Consider the following 17,802-nt stretch of genomic DNA (forward strand, 5'->3'; position numbering starts at 1 on the left):
GCAGAGCACGCGTAAACTGATGTGATTCGGAGGTGAGCGGATGGCGGAACCGCAGACGGCGTCGCAGGGATCGAGCCTGAGACGACTGGTTCCCCGTATCTTCTCCCGCGCGCCCAGGGTCAACGACCTCGACAACCTCATCCGGACGGTGCGGGCCAACCATCCGAAGGGTGATCTCGCGGTCATCGAGCGCGCCTACACCGTGGCGAAGGACAAGCACACGGGGCAGCAGCGCCAGAGCGGCGAGCCGTACATCACGCACCCGCTTGCGGTCGCGCAGATCCTCGCAGAGATGGGCCTCGGGCCGCGCGCGATCGCCGCAGCGCTTCTGCATGACACCGTGGAGGACACCGGCTACGCGCTGACCGACCTCACGGCCGAGTTCGGCGACGAGGTCGCCATGCTCGTCGACGGCGTGACCAAGCTCGACAAGGTCAAGTACGGCGAGAGCGCGCAGGCCGAGACGGTTCGCAAGATGATCGTCGCGATGTCGAAGGACATCCGCGTACTCCTCATCAAGCTCGCCGACCGCCTGCACAACGCGCGCACCTGGGGCTTCGTCCCGCCCGAGAAGGCGGCGAAGAAGGCCAAGGAGACGCTCGAGATCTACGCGCCGCTGGCCAACCGCCTCGGCATCCAGGCGATCAAATCCGAGCTCGAAGATCTCTCGTTCGCGGTGCTGCATCCGAAGATCTACAACGAGATCCACAATCTGATCGCTCAGCGCACCCCGCAGCGCGAGAAGTATCTCGCCCAGGTCGTCGAGGAGATCGACGAAGACCTCCGCGATCTGCGCATCCGCGGCAAGGTCGTCGGGCGTCCGAAGCAGCTGTATTCGGTCTATCAGAAGATGGTGGTCCGAGGCCGCGAGTTCGACGACATCTACGACCTCATCGGCATCCGCGTGCTCGTCGCGTCCGTGCGCGACTGCTACGCCGTCCTCGGCGCTATCCACGCGCGCTGGACGCCGCTTCCCGGGCGCTTCAAGGACTACATCGCGACCCCGAAGTTCAACCTCTACCAGTCCCTGCACACGACGGTGATCGGTCCGTCCGGGCGCACGGTCGAGATCCAGATCCGCACGCACGAGATGCACCAGCAGGCGGAGTACGGTGTCGCCGCGCACTGGATGTACAAGGAGCGGATGAACGGCGGCAAGGCCGAGGTCCGTGCGTCGGACAGCGACATGGCCTGGCTCGCACACATCTCCGACTGGCAGGCCGAGACCGCCGACCCCGGTGAGTTCCTGGACTCCCTCCGCTTCGAGATCGGGGCGAAGGAGGTCTATGTCTTCACACCCAAGGGGCGTGTCGTCGGCCTCCCCGCAGGAGCGACTCCGGTCGACTTCGCGTACGCCGTGCACACCGAGATCGGCCACCGCACGATGGGCTCGAAGGTCAACGGCCGCCTCGTGCCGCTGGAGTCCGAGCTCAAGAGCGGTGACGTCGTAGAGGTCTTCACGTCGAAGAACCCCGATGCAGGTCCGAGCCAGGACTGGCTCGGCTTCGTCAAGAGCACCCGCGCCAGGAACAAGATCCGCGGATGGTTCACGAAGGAGCGGCGCGAAGAGGCGATCGAACAGGGCAAGGAGGCCATCGCCCGCGCGATGCGCCGCCAGAACATGCCCCTGCAGCGCTTGATGAGCCAGGACTCGTTCGCCGAGGTCGCCCACCAGCTCCGCTACGAAGACGTCTCGGCGCTGTACGCCGCGGTCGGCGAAGGCCACGTGTCGACGCAGTCGGTGCTCGAGAAGGTCACGGCGCTCGTCGCGGCGACCGACCCGGCCACCGGACCGATCGACCTCCCGGGCAGCATGCCGAGCCGCGAGCCGCGTGCCGGCGACTCGGGTGTGCTGGTGCGGGGCGCCTCCGACATCCTCGTCAAGGTCGCCAAGTGCTGCACACCCGTTCCCGGTGACGAGATCGTGGGCTTCGTGACACGCGGAAGCGGCGTCTCGGTGCATCGCACCGACTGCCCCAACGTCAAGGCCCTCGCCGGGGAGGAGGATCGCTTCGTCGAGGTGTCCTGGGCGCCGACGACGAAGAGCGTCTTCCGCGTGCAGATCCAGGTCGAGGCGCTCGACAGGTCCGGCCTGCTCTCGGATGTCACCCGCGTGCTCAGCGAGCACCACGTCAACATCCTCTCGGCGACGGTCAGCACCACGGACGAGCGCCTCGCGATCAGCCGCTTCGTGTTCGAGATGGGCGACGCCGTGCACCTCGATCGGGTGCTGAACGCCGTTCGACGCATCGATGCGGTCTACGACGTTTATCGCGTCACATCGTCCTGACCAGCAGCCTCTCGAGGGCTCCGCGGCCGGCGCGCTTTCCCGGTACCCGCGACAGCGCCTCCAGATCACAGAGCGCTTCAGAGACCAGCTGCGGATCGACGTGCGACAGCAGCACCATCCAGCGCCGCAGCGATTCGTCGCGATAGAGCCCGAGTGCGAGGTCGGTCATGGTGCGCGCGGGCGTCATGACCGGCACTCCGCCGATCCAGACGAGATCGGATGCGGGCAGTGCGGTGTCGTGCAGGGTGACACGGGCGGGCACCGCAGGTCTGATCCGCCTCTGCACCGCTCGTCTGATGTGGTGGCGTGCGGGGGGAGCGTCACCGGCACCGTGGATCCAGGCCGCCGTCGGCCCTGACGCCGCGGTTTCCGCGGGAATGAGACAGGCGACCGCGGCGGCTCGCGCGCTCGCGTTCTCGATCAGATCGGCGGGGATGTACCCCTCACCGAGTTCTACGAGGTGACCGTCGAGCCGAGCGGCGCTGAGCTCGGGGACGGTCAGCCGGCCACCGGGCAGATACAGGAACGCGGGATGCATCCCGCCAGTCTGGCGCGTTGCATCCCGCGTTCGAGTCGATCCGTGGATCTGTGGAGAGGGTCAGCCTCCGAGGGCGCTGAGCCAGGTGCGGCGTGCCTCGAGAGCATCCGCTGCGGTCTTGGCCGCCTTCTTGTCACCCGACTTCTCTGCCGCGGCGAGCTCGGCCTCGAGCTTTTCGATGGCTTCGAGCAGCTGCGAGCTCATGTCGTTGGCGCGTGCCTTGGTCTCGGGGTTGTTCTTCTTCCAGTCGACCTCTTCGCGAGCCTTGAGCGCCTGTTCGATCGTCCGCAGGCGATCATCGAGTGCACGCTCCTTCTCACGCGGGAAGATGCGACCGAGCTCGTCCCACTGGCGCTGGATGCCGGTGAGCAGCGCGCGGGCGCGCTTGATGTTCGGCTCGTCGGCGACTGCCTTGGCCTCTTCGAGGAGTGCCTGGCGTGCCTCGATCTTCGGACCGGATTCGGCCTCTTCCGCGGCGGACTGCTCAGCGCGTGCTGCGTACAGTGCGTCACCCGCGGCCTTGAACCGTGCCCAGAGAGCGTCGTCCGCCTTGCGGCCTGCACGGCCAGCGGCCTTCCACTCGTCGAGGAGGTTCCGGTAGGACGGGATGCCGTCGACGCCGCGCGGAGCGAGGGCCTCGGCGCGTTCGACCAGACGGGTCTTCGCGTCTCGGGCGCTCTTGTGCGTGTCGTCCAGCTCTGAGTAGAAGGCGCGGCGGGCCTTGTCGACGGTGCCGCGCGCGTCACGGAATCGCTTCCAGAGCTGCTGCGACACGCTCTTCGACAGGCGAGGACCGTTCTGCTGATGTGCCTGCCAGGCGTCGAAGAGCTCGCCGAGCTCGGCCGTGACCTGCTTCCACTGCACCTTCGACAGATCGCGCGCGGCGATAGCCTCGGCGCGCTCGACCAGGGCTGTGCGCTCGGCGACGGCCTGGTCGACGAGCTCCTTGGCCTTCTGGGCCTCCTGCGCGGTCGCCTCCGACAGCGACGCGGTCAGCGTGTTCAGCCGTTCGCGGAGTCCGGCGAGGTCACCGACCGCTGCGGCATCCGTCGCCTCGTCGACCAGATGACCGGCCTGCTTCACGAGATCGCCGGCGGACGCACCGCCGGACTGGTGCCGCTGCTCGAGGGCATGGACTTTGAAGGCGATGTCGTCGTACTTGCGCACGAAGTAGGCGAGCGCCTCGTCGGGGGTGCCGTCGGGGTACTGCCCGACGACGCGCCAGTCTTCGCCCTCGCGGACCTCGACCGTGCCGTCTTCGGACACGCGACCCCACTTGGCGACGTCTGCTGCGGTCGAGGCGCTGACAGTCGCGGCGGTGGCAGCCGGAGCGGCAGCGGCAGGCTTGGGCAGCTTCCGCGGCAGCGGAGCGGCGGGTCGGGTGGGAACGGGGGGAGTCGGCTTCGACGGCTCTGTGGCAGACACGGTGATTCTCCTTGCGCGGTAGGGCCCGCGGGAGGCGGAAAGGACGACCTTCAGCCTAGTACGCCAGGGAGCATCCGATGTGGTGACCGCTTCTCACAATGGCCGTTACCGATCTGTGAGCAGAACGTTCGACGCAGGAAACACTGCGCGTCACATGCGGGAAACACCGTGCTCCTATCGTCGCCTTCACGACGTCCCCCCGGCGAATGGAGCAGCATGAACGAGGCCATCCTCACCACGGAGGAGATCGTGGTCGTCGGAGCAGGCATGGTGGCGCACCGATTCGTCGAGAGCCTCATCAGCAGGGCTGAGAAGCCGATGCATGTCACGGTGATCGGTGACGAGGGGCTCCATCCCTACGACCGAGTGGGGTTGACAGGGTTCTTCGCGGGTGTGACGCCTGAAGGGCTGGAGCTCGACCGCTCCGTGTTCGACGACTTCCGCGTGCGCTTCATGGCCGATGACCGCGTCCTGCGCATCGATCGATCAGCGCAGACGGTCACCACTCGTTCGCGCCAGACGATCCCGTACGACACTCTGGTGCTCGCGACGGGTTCCTACGCCGCGAAGGTGGCCGTCGACGGTGCGGACCTCCCCGGATGCTTCGTCTACCGGACCCTCGACGACGTGCAGCGTCTCAAGCAGTTCGTCGAGCGGCGAGGCCGCGCGCTCGGACGCCCGCTTCGCGGCGCCGTGATCGGCGGAGGGCTTCTCGGTCTGGAGGCAGCGGGTGCGCTCCAGGGGATGGACGTCGATTCGACGGTCGTCCAGTACTCCGACCGTCTGATGTCGGCGCAGCTCGACTCGGCGGGTGGAGGGATGCTCAAGCGTCTGCTCGAGGCGCGTGGCATCTCGGTGCGCACGCAGTCGCGCACGACTCGACTGGATCCGGATGCTACGGGAGCCGTCACCGCGCTGGAATTCCAAGACGGTTCGGTCGAGCGGGCGGACGTGGTCGTGTTCACCGTCGGTGTGCGTCCTCGTGACGAGCTGGCTCGAAATGCCGAGATGCACGTGGACCCCCGCGGCGGCGTCATCATCGACGAGCGGTGCTCGACCTCCGACCCGCACATCCTGGCGATCGGCGAGGTGGCGAGCTTCGGCGGCCGGTGCGTCGGACTGGTGGCACCGGGATACGCCATGGCCGAGGTCGCTGCGACGCGACTGCTCGGCGGCGACGCGGCATTCCCCGGCTACGACGACTCGTCGAAGCTGAAGCTCTCCGGCGTCGACGTCGCGAGCTTCGGGGACGCGATGGCGACGACCCCGGATGCTCTCGACGTCGTCTACGCGGATCCGGTGGCCGGCGTATACAAGAAGCTCGTCCTCTCGGATGACGCGCAGACCCTGCTCGGCGGCATCCTCGTGGGCGACGCGTCCGCATACGGTGCGCTGCGCCCGATGGTCGGTTCGAGGCTCGGGGCCGACCCCGCCGCCTACCTCCTGCCCGAAGGGGGCAACGAGGCGCCGGGCGGCGAGCTGCCGGACGAGGCCGTGGTGTGCTCGTGCTCGAACGTGACGGCCGGCCGCATCCGCAAGGCGGTGCACGAGGAGGGCTGCACGGACGCAGCAGCGGTGAAGGGGTGCACCAAGGCGGGCGCCACCTGCGGATCGTGTGTGCTGATGGTCAAGAAGGTCGTCGGGCAGGAGCTCACGAAACTCGGCCAGAGCGTCTCTCACGCACTGTGCGAGCATTTCGATCTGTCGAGACGGCAGCTGTTCGACGCCGTCCGGGTCGCACAGCTGACCACGTTCAGCGGGATCGTAGAGCGGTTCGGTCGGGGGCGTGGCTGCGACATCTGCAAGCCGGCGATCGCGAGCATCCTCTCGGTGCTGGTCGGTGCGCACGTGCTCGACGGCGAGAACGCGACGCTGCAGGACACCAACGACCACGTGATGGCGAACATGCAGAAGGACGGCACCTACTCGGTCGTGCCGAGGATGGCCGGAGGCGAGGTCACCCCGGAAGGGCTCATCGCCATCGGCCAGATCGCGAAGGACTTCGCCCTCTACACGAAGATCACCGGCGGCCAGCGGATCGACATGTTCGGTGCACGGTTGGAGCAGCTGCCGGTCATCTGGCAGCGGCTGGTCGACGCCGGCTTCGAGTCGGGACAGGCCTACGGCAAGTCGCTGCGCACGGTGAAGTCCTGCGTCGGGTCGACCTGGTGCCGCTACGGGGTCCTCGACGCCGTGGGGATGGCGGTCAAGCTGGAGCTGCGGTATCGGGGTCTGCGCGCGCCGCACAAGCTCAAGCTCGGCGTGTCGGGGTGCGCCAGGGAGTGCGCGGAGGCGCGGGGCAAGGACGTGGGGGTCATCGCGACGGAGACCGGCTGGAACATGTACGTCGGGGGCAACGGAGGGTTCTCTCCTCGGCATGCCGAGCTTCTGGCCTCCGACCTCGACGACGACGGGCTGATCCGTGCGATCGACCGGTTCTTCATGTACTACATCCGCACCGCTGACAGACTGCAGCGCACGGCGCCGTGGTGCGAGGAGCTGGAAGGCGGTCTCGAAGGCCTCCGGAGCGTGATCTTCGACGACAGCCTCGGCATCTGCTCCGACCTCGACAAGGCGATGGCGCAGCACGTCGACCGCTACGAGGACGAATGGGCGGCGACGCTCCGCGACCCGGTGAAGCTCGAGCGGTTCCGCTCGTTCGTGAACGCCGCGGACACGCCCGATCCGTCTCTCGCCTACGTGGCTGAGCGTGGACAGATCCGCCCGGCGACCCCGGAGGAACGACGTGGCGGCGGCGTCCTGATCGCCGGCACCGCACTGGAGGTTCGCAGATGACCATCACGACCGCTGCCGGACGCGGGGTGCGGGTGTGCTCCCTCGGCGACCTGGAGACCGAGCGGGGTCGCGCCGCCCTCATCGAGGGGGAGCAGGTGGCGCTCTTCCTGCTGCCGAACGGCACCGTTCACGCGGTCGACAACCTCGATCCCTTCAGCGGAGCGCATGTGATCTCCCGCGGGATCGTCGGCACCAGAGGCGATGCGCCGACTGTCGCCTCGCCGTTGCACAAGCAGGTGTTCGACCTGCGCACCGGCGAGTGCCTGGAGACGCAGGGCAAGGTCGGCGGTGCGTTGGCGGTCTGGCCGGTCGAGGTCGACGGCGAGGACGTCTACGTCGGCATGCCCGAGAGAGCTGCATCATGAGGCGCGCGCGGGTGGGCAGGGTCGACCTGATCGGCGGAGGCCCGGGGCCTGCTGATCTCATGACCGTCCGCGCTCACCGTCTGCTGATGGCCGCCGATGTGGTCGTCGCCGATCGTCTCGGCCCCTTCGAGGAGCTGCGCGACGAACTGGCACCGCACGTCGAGGTGATCGACGTCGGCAAGCGTCCGGGCGACCATCCGGTGCCGCAGCACGAGATCAATGCGCTGCTGGTCGAGCGGGCGCTCTCGGGCTTCAGGGTGGTGCGTCTGAAGGGAGGCGACCCGTTCGTGCTCGGACGGGGCGGCGAGGAGGTGCTCGCCTGCGAGGCCGCAGGAGTGCCAGTCACCGTCACGCCCGGCGTCAGCAGTGCGATCTCGGTGCCGCAGGCCGCGGGGATCCCGGTGACGCATCGGGGCGTCGCGTCGGCTGTGCACATCGTGAACGGGCACGGCGACCTGTCCTCGGGCGCGCTCGCATCGCTCGACGATCCGACGGTCACGACGGTGGTGCTGATGGGGGTGGCCGCGCTGCCGAGGCTGGTGGCCGCCGCCGCGGCTCATCACGTCTCCGGCGAGACGCCGGTGGCGATCGTCGAGAACGGGCACACCGAGAGACAGCGCACGATCCGCAGCACGATCCGCGACGTCGTCGAGGACGCCGCCGCGGCGCAGGTCGTCAACCCGGCGGTGATCGTGATCGGCGAGGTCGCTCGCGCGGGGCTGCTTCTGCCGACGACGGCCATGATCGCCGAGAGCATGACATGACGACCGCGCGCACCCTCGACTCCGCACTCGCCGGCTGCACGATCATCGTGGCAGCCGATCGTCGTTCCGTGGATCTCGCGACCGCACTCGAACGCCGGGGGGCCGTCGTCCACCGGGCGCCGGCGCTGAGCATCGTCACCAACGCGGATGACGCCGAGCTGCTGGCACGCACCGAACGCGTGATCGCCGCGCCGCCAGACATCGTGATCGCCACCACGGGCGTCGGATTCCGGGGGTGGATGGACGCCGCCCACGAGCACGGGCTGGATGCGCAGCTCGACGATGCCCTGCAGGGTGCCCACTTCGTCGCCCGCGGGCCGAAGGCGCACGGCGCGATCCAGCAGGCCGGCTTTGCCGCAGACTGGGTCGCCGAATCCGAGACGTCAGCAGAGGTCGGCGAGTACCTGCTCGCGTCCGGGGTGGTCGGCAAACGGATCCTCGTCCAGCATCACGGCGCAGGCTCCGACGGACTCGACGAGCTGCTCGAGGCGGCCGGGGCGGACGTGCTGAGCATCACCGTCTACCGGTGGGGCCCGCCTCCGAACCCCGAGGTGGTGCGACGCTCGGCGCTGCAGGCTGCCGAGGGCGAAGCCGACGCCGTGCTGTTCACCTCGGCGCCCGGGGCGGCATCGTGGATCGCTGTGGCCGAGCAGGCGGGCGCGCTCGACGCCATCAGACGGCGTGCGGAATCGGGCAGGTTGCTGCTGGCATCGGTCGGCCCCATCACCGCCGCCCCATTGCATGCGGCGAACCTGCGCACCACGATCGCCGACCGAGGACGTCTCGGTTCGCTCGCGCGAACGGTCATCGCACATTTCGGTGGCGGACGGGCGCCGTCCCTGCCGACGGATGCCGGACGTGTGGAGGTCCGAAGCGGCGGAGTGCTCGTCGGGGGCGACTTCATTCCGCTCTCGCGGTCCGCGGCCGCCCTGATCGAAGCCCTTGCCTCTGCCGGTGGTCGAGTGCTGTCCCGAGCCGAGCTCGGGAGCGTGCTGCCCGGAGCCGAGCGCAACGCTCACGCCGTCGAGGTGGCCGTCGCGAGACTCCGGGAGGCGCTCGGCGGGAACGAACTCGTCCACACGGTCGTCAAACGCGGCTATCGCCTCGCGGTCACCGAGGACTGAGGGCGACCCACGGATCGGACCCGCGTCTGTCGCTCGACGGACGCGTCTGGGCTATTCGACCGGCGCGTCGGTGCTATTCGACCGGTGCGTCGGTGGGGACGGGCTCGGGGACGGTGGTATCCGTCGGGAGCGGAGCCTCGGTCGGCTCGACGCTGGGAGTGGGCTCGGGTGCCGGCGGATTCGCCTGCGCGTAGGCCACCTGGCTGCCGATGGCGGCCACCACGATCAGGGAGCCGACGATGCTCGCGATCGTGTTGTCGCGCACGCGACGGCGGATCTGCCCGTCGTGCCAGGCCCTGCGGGCGGTGTGGAGACGCACGCGCTCCGCTTCGGTGCGCGACTGCGCGCTCTTCGACCCGCGTCCGGCCATTGCGTGCTCCCTTACTGGACGTGAATGTGCAGCGTCGCCTGAGAGCCTACCGTCGCGCTCGGCGCATGCTGATCCTGCCCGCAGTGTCGGTGCGCCGCGTTAGCCTGGACGGATGACCTCCGCCGCCGCACTGCTCTCCGGGCAGACGCCCCTCGCGGTGCGCATGCGCCCCGTCTCCCTCGACGAGGTGGCCGGGCAGAAGCATCTGCTGCGGGCGGGTTCGCCGATCGTGGCCCTCGCAGATCCGGCGGCGACCTCGCCCGGGGCGGTCTCGATCATCCTCTGGGGGCCACCGGGCACCGGCAAGACCACTCTCGCCCAGGCCATCGCACGGTCGTCGGGGCGTCGGTTCGTGGAGCTCTCCGCCATCACCGCCGGTGTGAAGGACGTGCGCGAGGTGATGCAGGAGGCGATCACGCAGCGCGACCTGTACGGGCAGACGACGATCCTCTTCCTCGACGAGATCCACCGCTTCACCAAAGCGCAGCAGGACGCACTGCTTCCCGGGGTCGAGAACGGCTGGGTGCTGCTGATCGCGGCGACGACCGAGAACCCCTCGTTCTCGGTGATCTCCCCGCTGCTCTCCCGTTCGCTGCTTCTGACCCTGCAACCGCTCACCGACGACGACATCGGGCTCCTCGTCGACCGGGCCGTCACCGATGCGCGCGGGCTCAACGGTGCGGTCACCCTCGCAGACGACGCGCGCGCCGCGCTGATCCGGCTCGCCTCCGGTGATGCCCGGCGGGCGCTCACCGGGCTCGAGGCCGCGGCCGCCGTCGCCCTGTCCAACGGCGAGGACGGTGCGGTGCCTGCCGCGACCGCCGATGACGTGGCTCAGGCCGTCGACAAGGCGCTGCTGCGTTACGACCGCCAGGGCGACGAGCACTACGACGTGATCAGCGCGTTCATCAAGTCGATCAGGGGATCCGACCCGGATGCGGCGCTGCACTATCTCGCTCGGATGATCGAGGCGGGGGAGGACCCGCGCTTCATCGCACGGCGTCTGGTGATCTCGGCCTCCGAGGATGTGGGGCTCGCCGATCCGCAGGCGCTCACGATCGCGGTCGCGGCCGCCGACGCTGTCGCCTTCATCGGCATGCCCGAGGGGCGGATCCCGCTCGCGGAGGCCACGGTCTATCTGGCGACCACCGCGAAGTCGAACGCCGCGTACACCGGTATCGACGCGGCGATCGCCGACATCCGCTCCGGCGGGTTCGGTCGGGTGCCGCTGCATCTGCGCGACGCCCACTACCCGGGGGCCAAGCGACTCGGTCACGGGCGTGGGTACGTCTATCCCCACGACAGCGAGTTCGGCATCCTCCCGCAGCAGTATCTGCCGGACGAACTGCAGGGCAGGCGCTACTACGAACCCAAGAACCTCGGAGCGGAGCGCGACATCTCGGCGCGTCTCGAACGCATCCGTCGCATCCTCGACGGGCGCTGAGTCGGGATCTGTTAGACTGGATCGGCTCGAAACCGAGTTTTCGGGCATCTCCTCGTTCACACCACACCTTGCTGGCGCCCCGGCGTGCGCTCCAAGGCAGAACGCGGACGATACGTCCGTGAGTCGTGAAAGACGCGACCACGTCATCGGAAGGAAAACTTCGTGACCACGAAGTCCCAGGACCGCCGCAAGGTTCGTCTGAGCCGTGCCCTCGGCATCCCGCTCACCCCGAAGGCCGCCCGCTACCTCGAGAAGCGTCCCTACGCTCCGGGTGAGCACGGCCGCACCAAGCGCAAGGCTGACAGCGACTACGCCGTCCGTCTGCGTGAGAAGCAGCGTCTGCGCGAGCAGTACGGCATCCGCGAGAAGCAGATGCGCAACACGTTCAACGAGGCTCGTCGTCAGGATGGCCTGACCGGTGAGAACCTGGTCGAGCTCCTCGAGATGCGTCTCGACGCTCTCGTCGTGCGTTCGGGCTTCGCCCGCACCACCGCGCAGGCTCGTCAGCTCGTCGTGCACCGTCACATCCTCGTCGACGGCCAGCTCGTCGACCGCCCGTCCTTCCGCGTGAAGCCGGGTCAGCTCATCCACGTCAAGGCCAAGAGCGAGGGCACCGAGCCCTTCCAGGTCGCAGCAGCCGGCGGTCACGCCGAGGTCCTGCCTCCCGTTCCCGGCTACCTCGAGGTCGAGCTCGACAAGCTCCAGGCTCGCCTGGTTCGTCGTCCGAAGCGCGCCGAGGTCCCCGTGACCTGTGAAGTGCAGCTCGTCGTCGAGTACTACGCAGCTCGCTGAGTTCAGCTTTTCCGCAGAAGGCGTCGGGGTTCACCCGACGCCTTCTGTCGTTTCCGCATACGATGGAGGCACCGCGCCTTCGCGGGTCAAGGGCAAGGATGGCGACATGAAGAACGTGCTGTGGTTCCTGATCGGAGTGATCGGCGGTTTCGTCGCGGCTCATTTCATGAACAAGGACCCGCGCGGTCACGACATCCTCGCCGAGGTCGACGCGCGGATCAACGAGTTCACCGCGATCATCGGCGACTCCTACCGCGACGAGAAGGCACGTCTCACCGACCCCGCTGACGACTGACACCGCCTCATCGCACGCGGTCACGTCGTCTCGTTCACACTCAGCACGCAAGGACACCTGGCACCCCTATGAAAACTGCGGAGATCGCGCAGCGCTACCTCGATTACTTCGAGAAGAACGACCACTTCATCGTCCCCTCGGCCTCTCTGGTCAGCGACGACCCGTCCCTGCTGTTCACGGTCGCCGGAATGGTGCCGATGATCCCGTACCTCACGGGCGTCGTTCCCGCACCGCATCCGCGCATCGCGGATCTGCAGAAGTGCATCCGCACCAACGACATCGAAGAGGTCGGCAAGACCGCGCGTCACGGCACCTTCTTCCAGATGATGGGCAACTGGTCGTTCGGCGACTACTTCAAAGAGGGCGCGATCCGCTACGCGTGGGAGCTGCTGACCACCTCAGAGGCCGACGGCGGCATGGGATTCGATGAGAAGGACCTCTGGGTCACCGTCTACGAGACGGATGACGAGGCCGAATCCATCTGGCGCGACATCATCGGCCTGAAGCCCGAGCGCATCCAGCGCCTCGGGCGGGCCGACAACTACTGGAACACCGGCCAGCCCGGCCCCGGCGGCCCGGACTCCGAGATCTTCTTCGACCGCGGTCCCGCCTACGGCAAGGACGGCGGCCCTGCGGCCGACGACTCGCGGTTCCTGGAGATCTGGAACCTCGTGTTCATGCAGGACTTCATCGAGAACATCCGTGGCAAGACGGAGTTCGACATCGTGGGGGAGCTGCCCCAGAAGAACATCGACACCGGCATGGGACTCGAGCGCGTCGCGTTCCTCAAGCAGGGCGTCGAGAACATGTACGAGACCGATCAGGTGCGCCCGGTTCTCGATCGGGCCGTCGAACTCTCCGGTCGCCGCTACGGCGCCGTGCACGAAGACGACGTCCGCTTCCGCGTCGTCGCCGACCACGTCCGCTCGTCGTTGATGCTGCTCTCCGACGGAGTCCGGCCGTCAAACGAGGGTCGCGGATACATCCTCCGACGCCTGATGCGCCGCACGGTGCGCTCGATGCGTCTGCTCGGCGTCGACGAGCCGGTCTTCCCCGAGCTCTTCGCCACCTCGCGTGACGCCATGAAGTCGGCGTACCCCGAGCTCGAGAAGGATTGGTCGACGCTGTCGGTCGCGGCCTTCGCCGAGGAGGAGACCTTCCGGCGCACCCTCGCTTCCGGGTCGACGATCCTCGACCTCGCGCTCGACGAGACCAAGAAGGGCGGAGCGACGACGCTCAGCGGCCCCGAGGCGTTTTTGCTGCACGACACCTACGGCTTCCCGATCGACCTCACCCTCGAGGTGGCGGAAGAGGCCGGACTCGACGTCGACCGCGCGGCATTCGACGCCCTGATGCAGGAGCAGCGCTCCCGTGCCAAGGCCGATGCACGCAACCGCAAGCGCCAGCTCGCCGATGTCTCGGTCTACCGCGACCTGCGCGCGCTCGGCGAGACCGGGTTCGACGGCTACTCCGAGCTCGAGGTCGACTCGCGCATCCTGGGCATCCTCGTCGACGGCCAGCCGGCTCGCAGCGCCTCCGAGGGCCAGATCGCCGAGGTCGTGCTCGCCGAGACGACGCTCTACGCGGAGTCGGGTGGACAGGTGGCCGACAAGGGCGTGATCGTCGGACCCGGATTCGAACTCGAGGTGCTCGACGTGCAGCGCCCGGTTCCCGGTCTCATCAGCCACACCGTCGAGGTCACGCGCGGCGTCGTCGCGGTCGATGACGCCGCCACCACCGTGGTCGACGCGGCGAACCGCCGCGCCGCTCGGCAGGCGCACTCCGCGACGCACCTCGTGCACGCCGCGCTGCGCGACACGCTGGGCCCGACCGCCACACAGGCGGGTTCGCTCAACCGCGCCGGCTACATGCGCTTCGACTTCTCGTGGTCGCAGGCGCTGTCTGCTGACACCCGCACCGAGATCGAGGAGATCACCAATCGCGCGGTCAACGATGCCCTCGAGGTCTCGACCCGCATCCTGACCCTCGACGAGGCGAAGGAGGCGGGCGCCATGGCGCTGTTCGGCGAGAAGTACGGCGACGTCGTGCGCATGGTAGACATCGGAGGGCCCTGGTCGCGTGAGCTCTGCGCGGGCACCCATGTGAGTTCGAGCGCCGAGATCGGTCTCGTCAGCGTCGTCGGCGAGTCTTCGGTCGGAGCGTCGAACCGTCGCATCGAGGCCCTTGTCGGCCAGGACGCGTTCCGCGAGCTGGCCGCCGAGCGCGCTCTCGTCTCGCAGCTGACCAGCTCGCTCAAGACCCCGCGCGACCAGCTCGCCGAACGCATCGCCGATCTCTCCGCGAGCCTGAAGGCGGCAGAGAAGCGCATCGCGCAGTTCGAGTCCAAGGAGCGCGCAGGTCAGGTCCCGGCCATCGCGGAGTCCGCGGGACGTGTCGGAGGCTTCCGGGTCGCCGCACAGTCTCTCGGTGAGGTCGCCTCGGCCGACGACGTACGTGAACTGGTGCTCGGAGTGCGCGATCGCCTCGGATCGGACGCTGCGGTCGTCGCTCTCGGCGCCGTGGTGAACGGTCGTCCTGTGGTGGTGGTCGCGACGAACGACGCCGCCCGCGTGGCAGGTGCGAAGGCGGGTGCGCTGGCGAAGCGCGCGGCTTCCGTGCTCGGCGGCGGCGGCGGCGGACGTGACGACGTCGCCCAGGGCGGCGGCACGGATGCGGCGGCGCTTCCGGCTGCTCTCGAGGCCGTGTCTCAGGAGCTGCAGTCAGCGTGAGCGGGTTCCGCCGCGGCGTGCGGCTCGGTATCGACGTCGGACGTGCACGTGTCGGGGTCGCTCGCTGCGACCCCGACGGCATGCTCGCTGTGCCGGTGGAGACCGTGCAGCGCAACGACTCGGCGATCGACCGGATCGCGGAGATCGCGCAGGACTTCGACCTGCTCGAGTTCGTGGTCGGGCTTCCGGTCAATCTGCAGGGTGCCGATACGGCTTCGACGACCGATGCGCGGGGGTTCGCGGCGGCGCTGCAGTCGCGCACCGGGACGCTCGTCCGTCTCGTGGACGAGCGTCTGAGCACGGTCACCGCACACGCCGCATTGCGTTCTTCGGGCAGATCTCAGAAGAATTCTCGTAGCATTGTGGATCAGATCGCCGCAGTGATCCTGCTGCAGCAGGCGATCGACACGGAGAAGAGCACCGGAAACCCGCCCGGTGACACGATTCCGCTCGATGAGGAGTCCCCACGCTAATGCCCGAACGTGAGAGTTCTTCACCTCAGCACGATCCGGACGCCCGCCTCGGCGACCTGTTCGGGAACCTTCCCGATCCGTCGCGGCAGAGCCCGACGGTCGACAACACGCCGCCGGCTCCCGGTTCGCGCCGAGCCGCCCGCGAGGCCGCCGCGGCGCAGACGCCCGGTGGCGAGGGGGCTGCACCTGCGTCCGAATCGCAGGAACCTCGCTCGGACGCCGAAGCGGCGACTCGCGCACTTCCCGTGACCGGTCCCGCGCCGCAGTCGGACGCGCACGCCGCCGACTCGGTGACGCGCCGCGGCGACCAGGACTCGACAGCTCGCATGGGTGTGCACGCCTCCGACGCAGATCACGTCGACGCGCCCGTGCCCACAGGCGCACAAGCAGGCGTTCCTGCGACCGGAGCTGCCGCAGGTGCTACGGGTTCCGGCGGACGGCTCGAGGATCTCTTCCACGCGCACACCGATGAGGATTCCGGCAGCCGCTCTCCGAAGAAAAAGAAGCGCCGCACCGGATGCCTCGTCGCGCTCATCATCGTGCTCGCCGTGATCGGCGGGATCGTCGGCACCGGCTTCTGGGCCTGGAACACGTACGGCGACAAGATCAGCGACGCCCTCGGGTGGGGTGAGCCGGCCGACTGGGAGCCCGGTATCGCCTCCGGCGAGGTGCTCGTCACCGTCCAGGAAGGCGACACCGGTTCACCCGTGTCGACCGCGCTGTACGAAGCGGGTGTGACCCGCACCGACGAGGTCTTCTACGACTACCTCGTCAAGGAGAACATCGCCGTCACGTTCTACCCTGGCATCTACCGGCTTCAGGAGAAGATGACGGCCGAGGCCGCGCTCGAGGCCCTTCAGGACCCGGCGAACAAGCTCGAGAACTCGGCGAGCGTCGGAGAGGGCGCGACGATCGAGTCGTCGCTTCCCGGTATGGCGGAGTCGCTCGGGATGCCGATCGAAGACCTCCAGGCCGCGGTCGACGCCGACCCGGCGACCTACGGAGTGACCGCGCAGAACCTCGAGGGGTGGCTGTTTCCTGCGGTCTACACGTTCGATCCCGGCGTCACAGCGACGCAGGTGATCCAGCGCATGGTCGATCGCACCAAGGAGTCGCTGGATGCCGCGGGCGTCCCCGCCGAAGACGCGCAGCGTGTGCTGACCATCGCGTCGATCATCCAGCGCGAGGGCCTCACGGCGGACTTCCCGAAGGTCTCGCGGGTGATCCAGAATCGCCTGGACATCGACATGAAGCTGCAGATGGACTCGACCGCGCAGTACGGCTACGGCTCGCTGCACGAGGGCGTCGTCTCGAGTTCGGCAGAGGCGCTCGAGGATCCTAACGACTGGAACACCTACGTGCACACGGGTTTGCCGATCACGCCGATCGCCAGCCCGAGCGACGCCGCGATCGATGCGGCGATGCACCCGGCTGACGGTCCGTGGCTGTACTTCGTCACCATCAACCTCGCCACGGGCGAGACCCAGTTTTCGGTGACGTACGAGGAGCACCTCCAGGGCGTCGAGAAGTGGGAGAAGTGGTGCCAGGAGAACCCCGACGGGGGATGCTCGGCCGGATGACGCCTCGGCATCTCGCGGTGTGGGGCGACCCGATCGCACACTCGAAGTCGCCGCGGCTGCATGCGGCCGCGTACGGCGTGCTCGGCCTCGACTGGGAGTACACACGACGGCAGGTCGACGAGGACGGTTTCGGCGGCGCCCTCGCGTCCCTCGACGACTCCTGGCTCGGTCTCTCGCTGACGATGCCGCTGAAGGAGCAGGCCCATCGGGCGGCGACCATTCGGGACACGCACGCCGAGCTCACCGGCGCCGTCAACACACTGCTCCTGACGGATGTCGTCCAGGGCTTCAACACCGATGTCGGCGGGATCATCGACGCCCTCGGCGAGCACGGCCTCGTCGACGTGGATCGGATCCGTGTCCTCGGTGCCGGTGCGACCGCGGCATCCGCAGTCGTCGCCTGCGTCGAACTCGGCGCCCGGTCGATCGAGGTGCGCGCGCGTCGTCCCGAGCGTGCTGCGACACTCGTCGCACTCGGCGAGCGACTCGGAGTGGATGTGACCGCTGACGCGTTCGACGCGGACGCCGACCAGGTCGATCTCACCGTGGCGACCCTTCCGAGCGGCTCGGCCCTCGACCATGGGACGGCCGCGCGTCTCGGAGAGGGCGGGGGAGCGCTGTTCGACGTCGCATACGCGCCGTGGCCATCCGCACTCGCCACCGCCTGGACCGGCGGCGAGGCGATCTCCGGCGAGGGGATGCTGCTGTGGCAGGCCGTGCGGCAGATCCGGATCTTCGTGCACGGAGATCCGACCGTCGCGCTGCCCGGCGAAGACGCCGTGGTCTCCGCCATGAGAGCGGTTCTGTAACCGCCGAC

At 68.4% G+C, this 17,802-nt stretch carries 15 protein-coding genes; 12 read left to right on the top strand and 3 right to left on the bottom strand.

Annotated elements, in window-relative coordinates; translation table 11 throughout:
- The first annotated feature begins 40 nt into the window (after window positions 1–40).
- Window positions 41–2,290 carry a RelA/SpoT family protein gene (locus ACQ4LY_RS14570; RefSeq protein ID WP_056307627.1) on the top strand — a complete coding sequence of 750 codons (2,250 nt, stop codon included), beginning with the start codon at window positions 41–43 and terminating at the stop codon, window positions 2,288–2,290.
- Here ACQ4LY_RS14570 and ACQ4LY_RS14575 read toward each other — a convergent pair.
- A complete protein-coding gene (locus ACQ4LY_RS14575; protein ID WP_431072606.1) occupies window positions 2,277–2,828 on the bottom strand; it encodes a type IV toxin-antitoxin system AbiEi family antitoxin in 552 nt (183 codons plus the stop codon). The two genes, ACQ4LY_RS14570 and ACQ4LY_RS14575, sit on opposite strands and share 14 nt — an antisense overlap.
- Before the next feature lie 60 nt (window positions 2,829–2,888).
- Window positions 2,889–4,253, bottom strand: coding sequence for a DUF349 domain-containing protein (locus tag ACQ4LY_RS14580; protein ID WP_431072607.1), 1,365 nt, complete (start codon window positions 4,251–4,253; stop codon window positions 2,889–2,891).
- Between the two features lie 216 nt (window positions 4,254–4,469).
- Between ACQ4LY_RS14580 and nirB the strand changes: the two genes are divergently transcribed.
- The 4 genes from nirB to ACQ4LY_RS14600 are packed head-to-tail and all read left to right on the top strand — an operon-like array spanning window position 4,470 to window position 9,302.
- Entirely contained in the window at window positions 4,470–7,049 is a 2,580-nt protein-coding gene (gene nirB, locus ACQ4LY_RS14585; protein ID WP_431072609.1) for a nitrite reductase large subunit NirB, read from the top strand.
- A complete protein-coding gene (gene nirD / locus ACQ4LY_RS14590; protein ID WP_431072611.1) occupies window positions 7,046–7,414 on the top strand; it encodes a nitrite reductase small subunit NirD in 369 nt (122 codons plus the stop codon). Before nirB ends, nirD begins: the two co-directional genes overlap by 4 nt.
- 11 nt (window positions 7,415–7,425) lie before the next feature.
- Complete coding sequence (gene cobA / locus ACQ4LY_RS14595; protein WP_431072613.1) at window positions 7,426–8,178, top strand: uroporphyrinogen-III C-methyltransferase; 753 nt, start codon at window positions 7,426–7,428, stop codon at window positions 8,176–8,178.
- Window positions 8,175–9,302: a uroporphyrinogen-III synthase gene (locus ACQ4LY_RS14600; protein ID WP_431072615.1), complete on the top strand. Its 1,128-nt coding sequence runs from the start codon at window positions 8,175–8,177 to the stop codon at window positions 9,300–9,302. Before cobA ends, ACQ4LY_RS14600 begins: the two co-directional genes overlap by 4 nt.
- A gap of 73 nt (window positions 9,303–9,375) precedes the next feature.
- Here ACQ4LY_RS14600 and ACQ4LY_RS14605 read toward each other — a convergent pair whose 3' ends face one another.
- A complete protein-coding gene (locus tag ACQ4LY_RS14605; protein WP_120492925.1) occupies window positions 9,376–9,672 on the bottom strand; it encodes a hypothetical protein in 297 nt (98 codons plus the stop codon).
- A 112-nt stretch (window positions 9,673–9,784) separates the two neighbouring features.
- Here ACQ4LY_RS14605 and ACQ4LY_RS14610 point away from each other — a divergent pair, with 112 nt between their 5' ends.
- The 7 genes from ACQ4LY_RS14610 to ACQ4LY_RS14640 all read left to right on the top strand — a co-directional run bounded on the left by ACQ4LY_RS14610 (window position 9,785) and on the right by ACQ4LY_RS14640 (window position 17,794).
- Window positions 9,785–11,116 carry a replication-associated recombination protein A gene (locus ACQ4LY_RS14610; protein WP_082477819.1) on the top strand — a complete coding sequence of 444 codons (1,332 nt, stop codon included), beginning with the start codon at window positions 9,785–9,787 and terminating at the stop codon, window positions 11,114–11,116.
- A gap of 162 nt (window positions 11,117–11,278) precedes the next feature.
- Window positions 11,279–11,908 carry a 30S ribosomal protein S4 gene (rpsD, locus tag ACQ4LY_RS14615; protein WP_052677824.1) on the top strand — a complete coding sequence of 210 codons (630 nt, stop codon included), beginning with the start codon at window positions 11,279–11,281 and terminating at the stop codon, window positions 11,906–11,908.
- 106 nt (window positions 11,909–12,014) lie between these two features.
- The gene (locus ACQ4LY_RS14620) at window positions 12,015–12,203 is read left to right on the top strand and encodes a hypothetical protein (RefSeq protein WP_056307637.1); all 189 of its coding nucleotides are present in this window, start codon (window positions 12,015–12,017) and stop codon (window positions 12,201–12,203) included.
- Window positions 12,204–12,271: 68 nt separating this feature from the next.
- Complete coding sequence (gene alaS, locus ACQ4LY_RS14625; protein WP_431072619.1) at window positions 12,272–14,932, top strand: alanine--tRNA ligase; 2,661 nt, start codon at window positions 12,272–12,274, stop codon at window positions 14,930–14,932.
- Window positions 14,929–15,405 (top strand): Holliday junction resolvase RuvX, encoded by a 477-nt coding sequence (gene ruvX / locus ACQ4LY_RS14630; protein WP_431072621.1) that lies wholly within the window; start codon window positions 14,929–14,931, stop codon window positions 15,403–15,405. Before alaS ends, ruvX begins: the two co-directional genes overlap by 4 nt.
- Complete coding sequence (gene mltG, locus ACQ4LY_RS14635; RefSeq protein ID WP_431072623.1) at window positions 15,405–16,985, top strand: endolytic transglycosylase MltG; 1,581 nt, start codon at window positions 15,405–15,407, stop codon at window positions 16,983–16,985. Before ruvX ends, mltG begins: the two co-directional genes overlap by 1 nt.
- Window positions 16,982–17,794: a shikimate dehydrogenase gene (locus ACQ4LY_RS14640; protein WP_431072625.1), complete on the top strand. Its 813-nt coding sequence runs from the start codon at window positions 16,982–16,984 to the stop codon at window positions 17,792–17,794. Before mltG ends, ACQ4LY_RS14640 begins: the two co-directional genes overlap by 4 nt.
- Window positions 17,795–17,802 lie beyond the last annotated feature (8 nt).

This window comes from Microbacterium phyllosphaerae (assembly GCF_050628115.1).
GTDB lineage: Bacteria > Actinomycetota > Actinomycetes > Actinomycetales > Microbacteriaceae > Microbacterium > Microbacterium phyllosphaerae_A.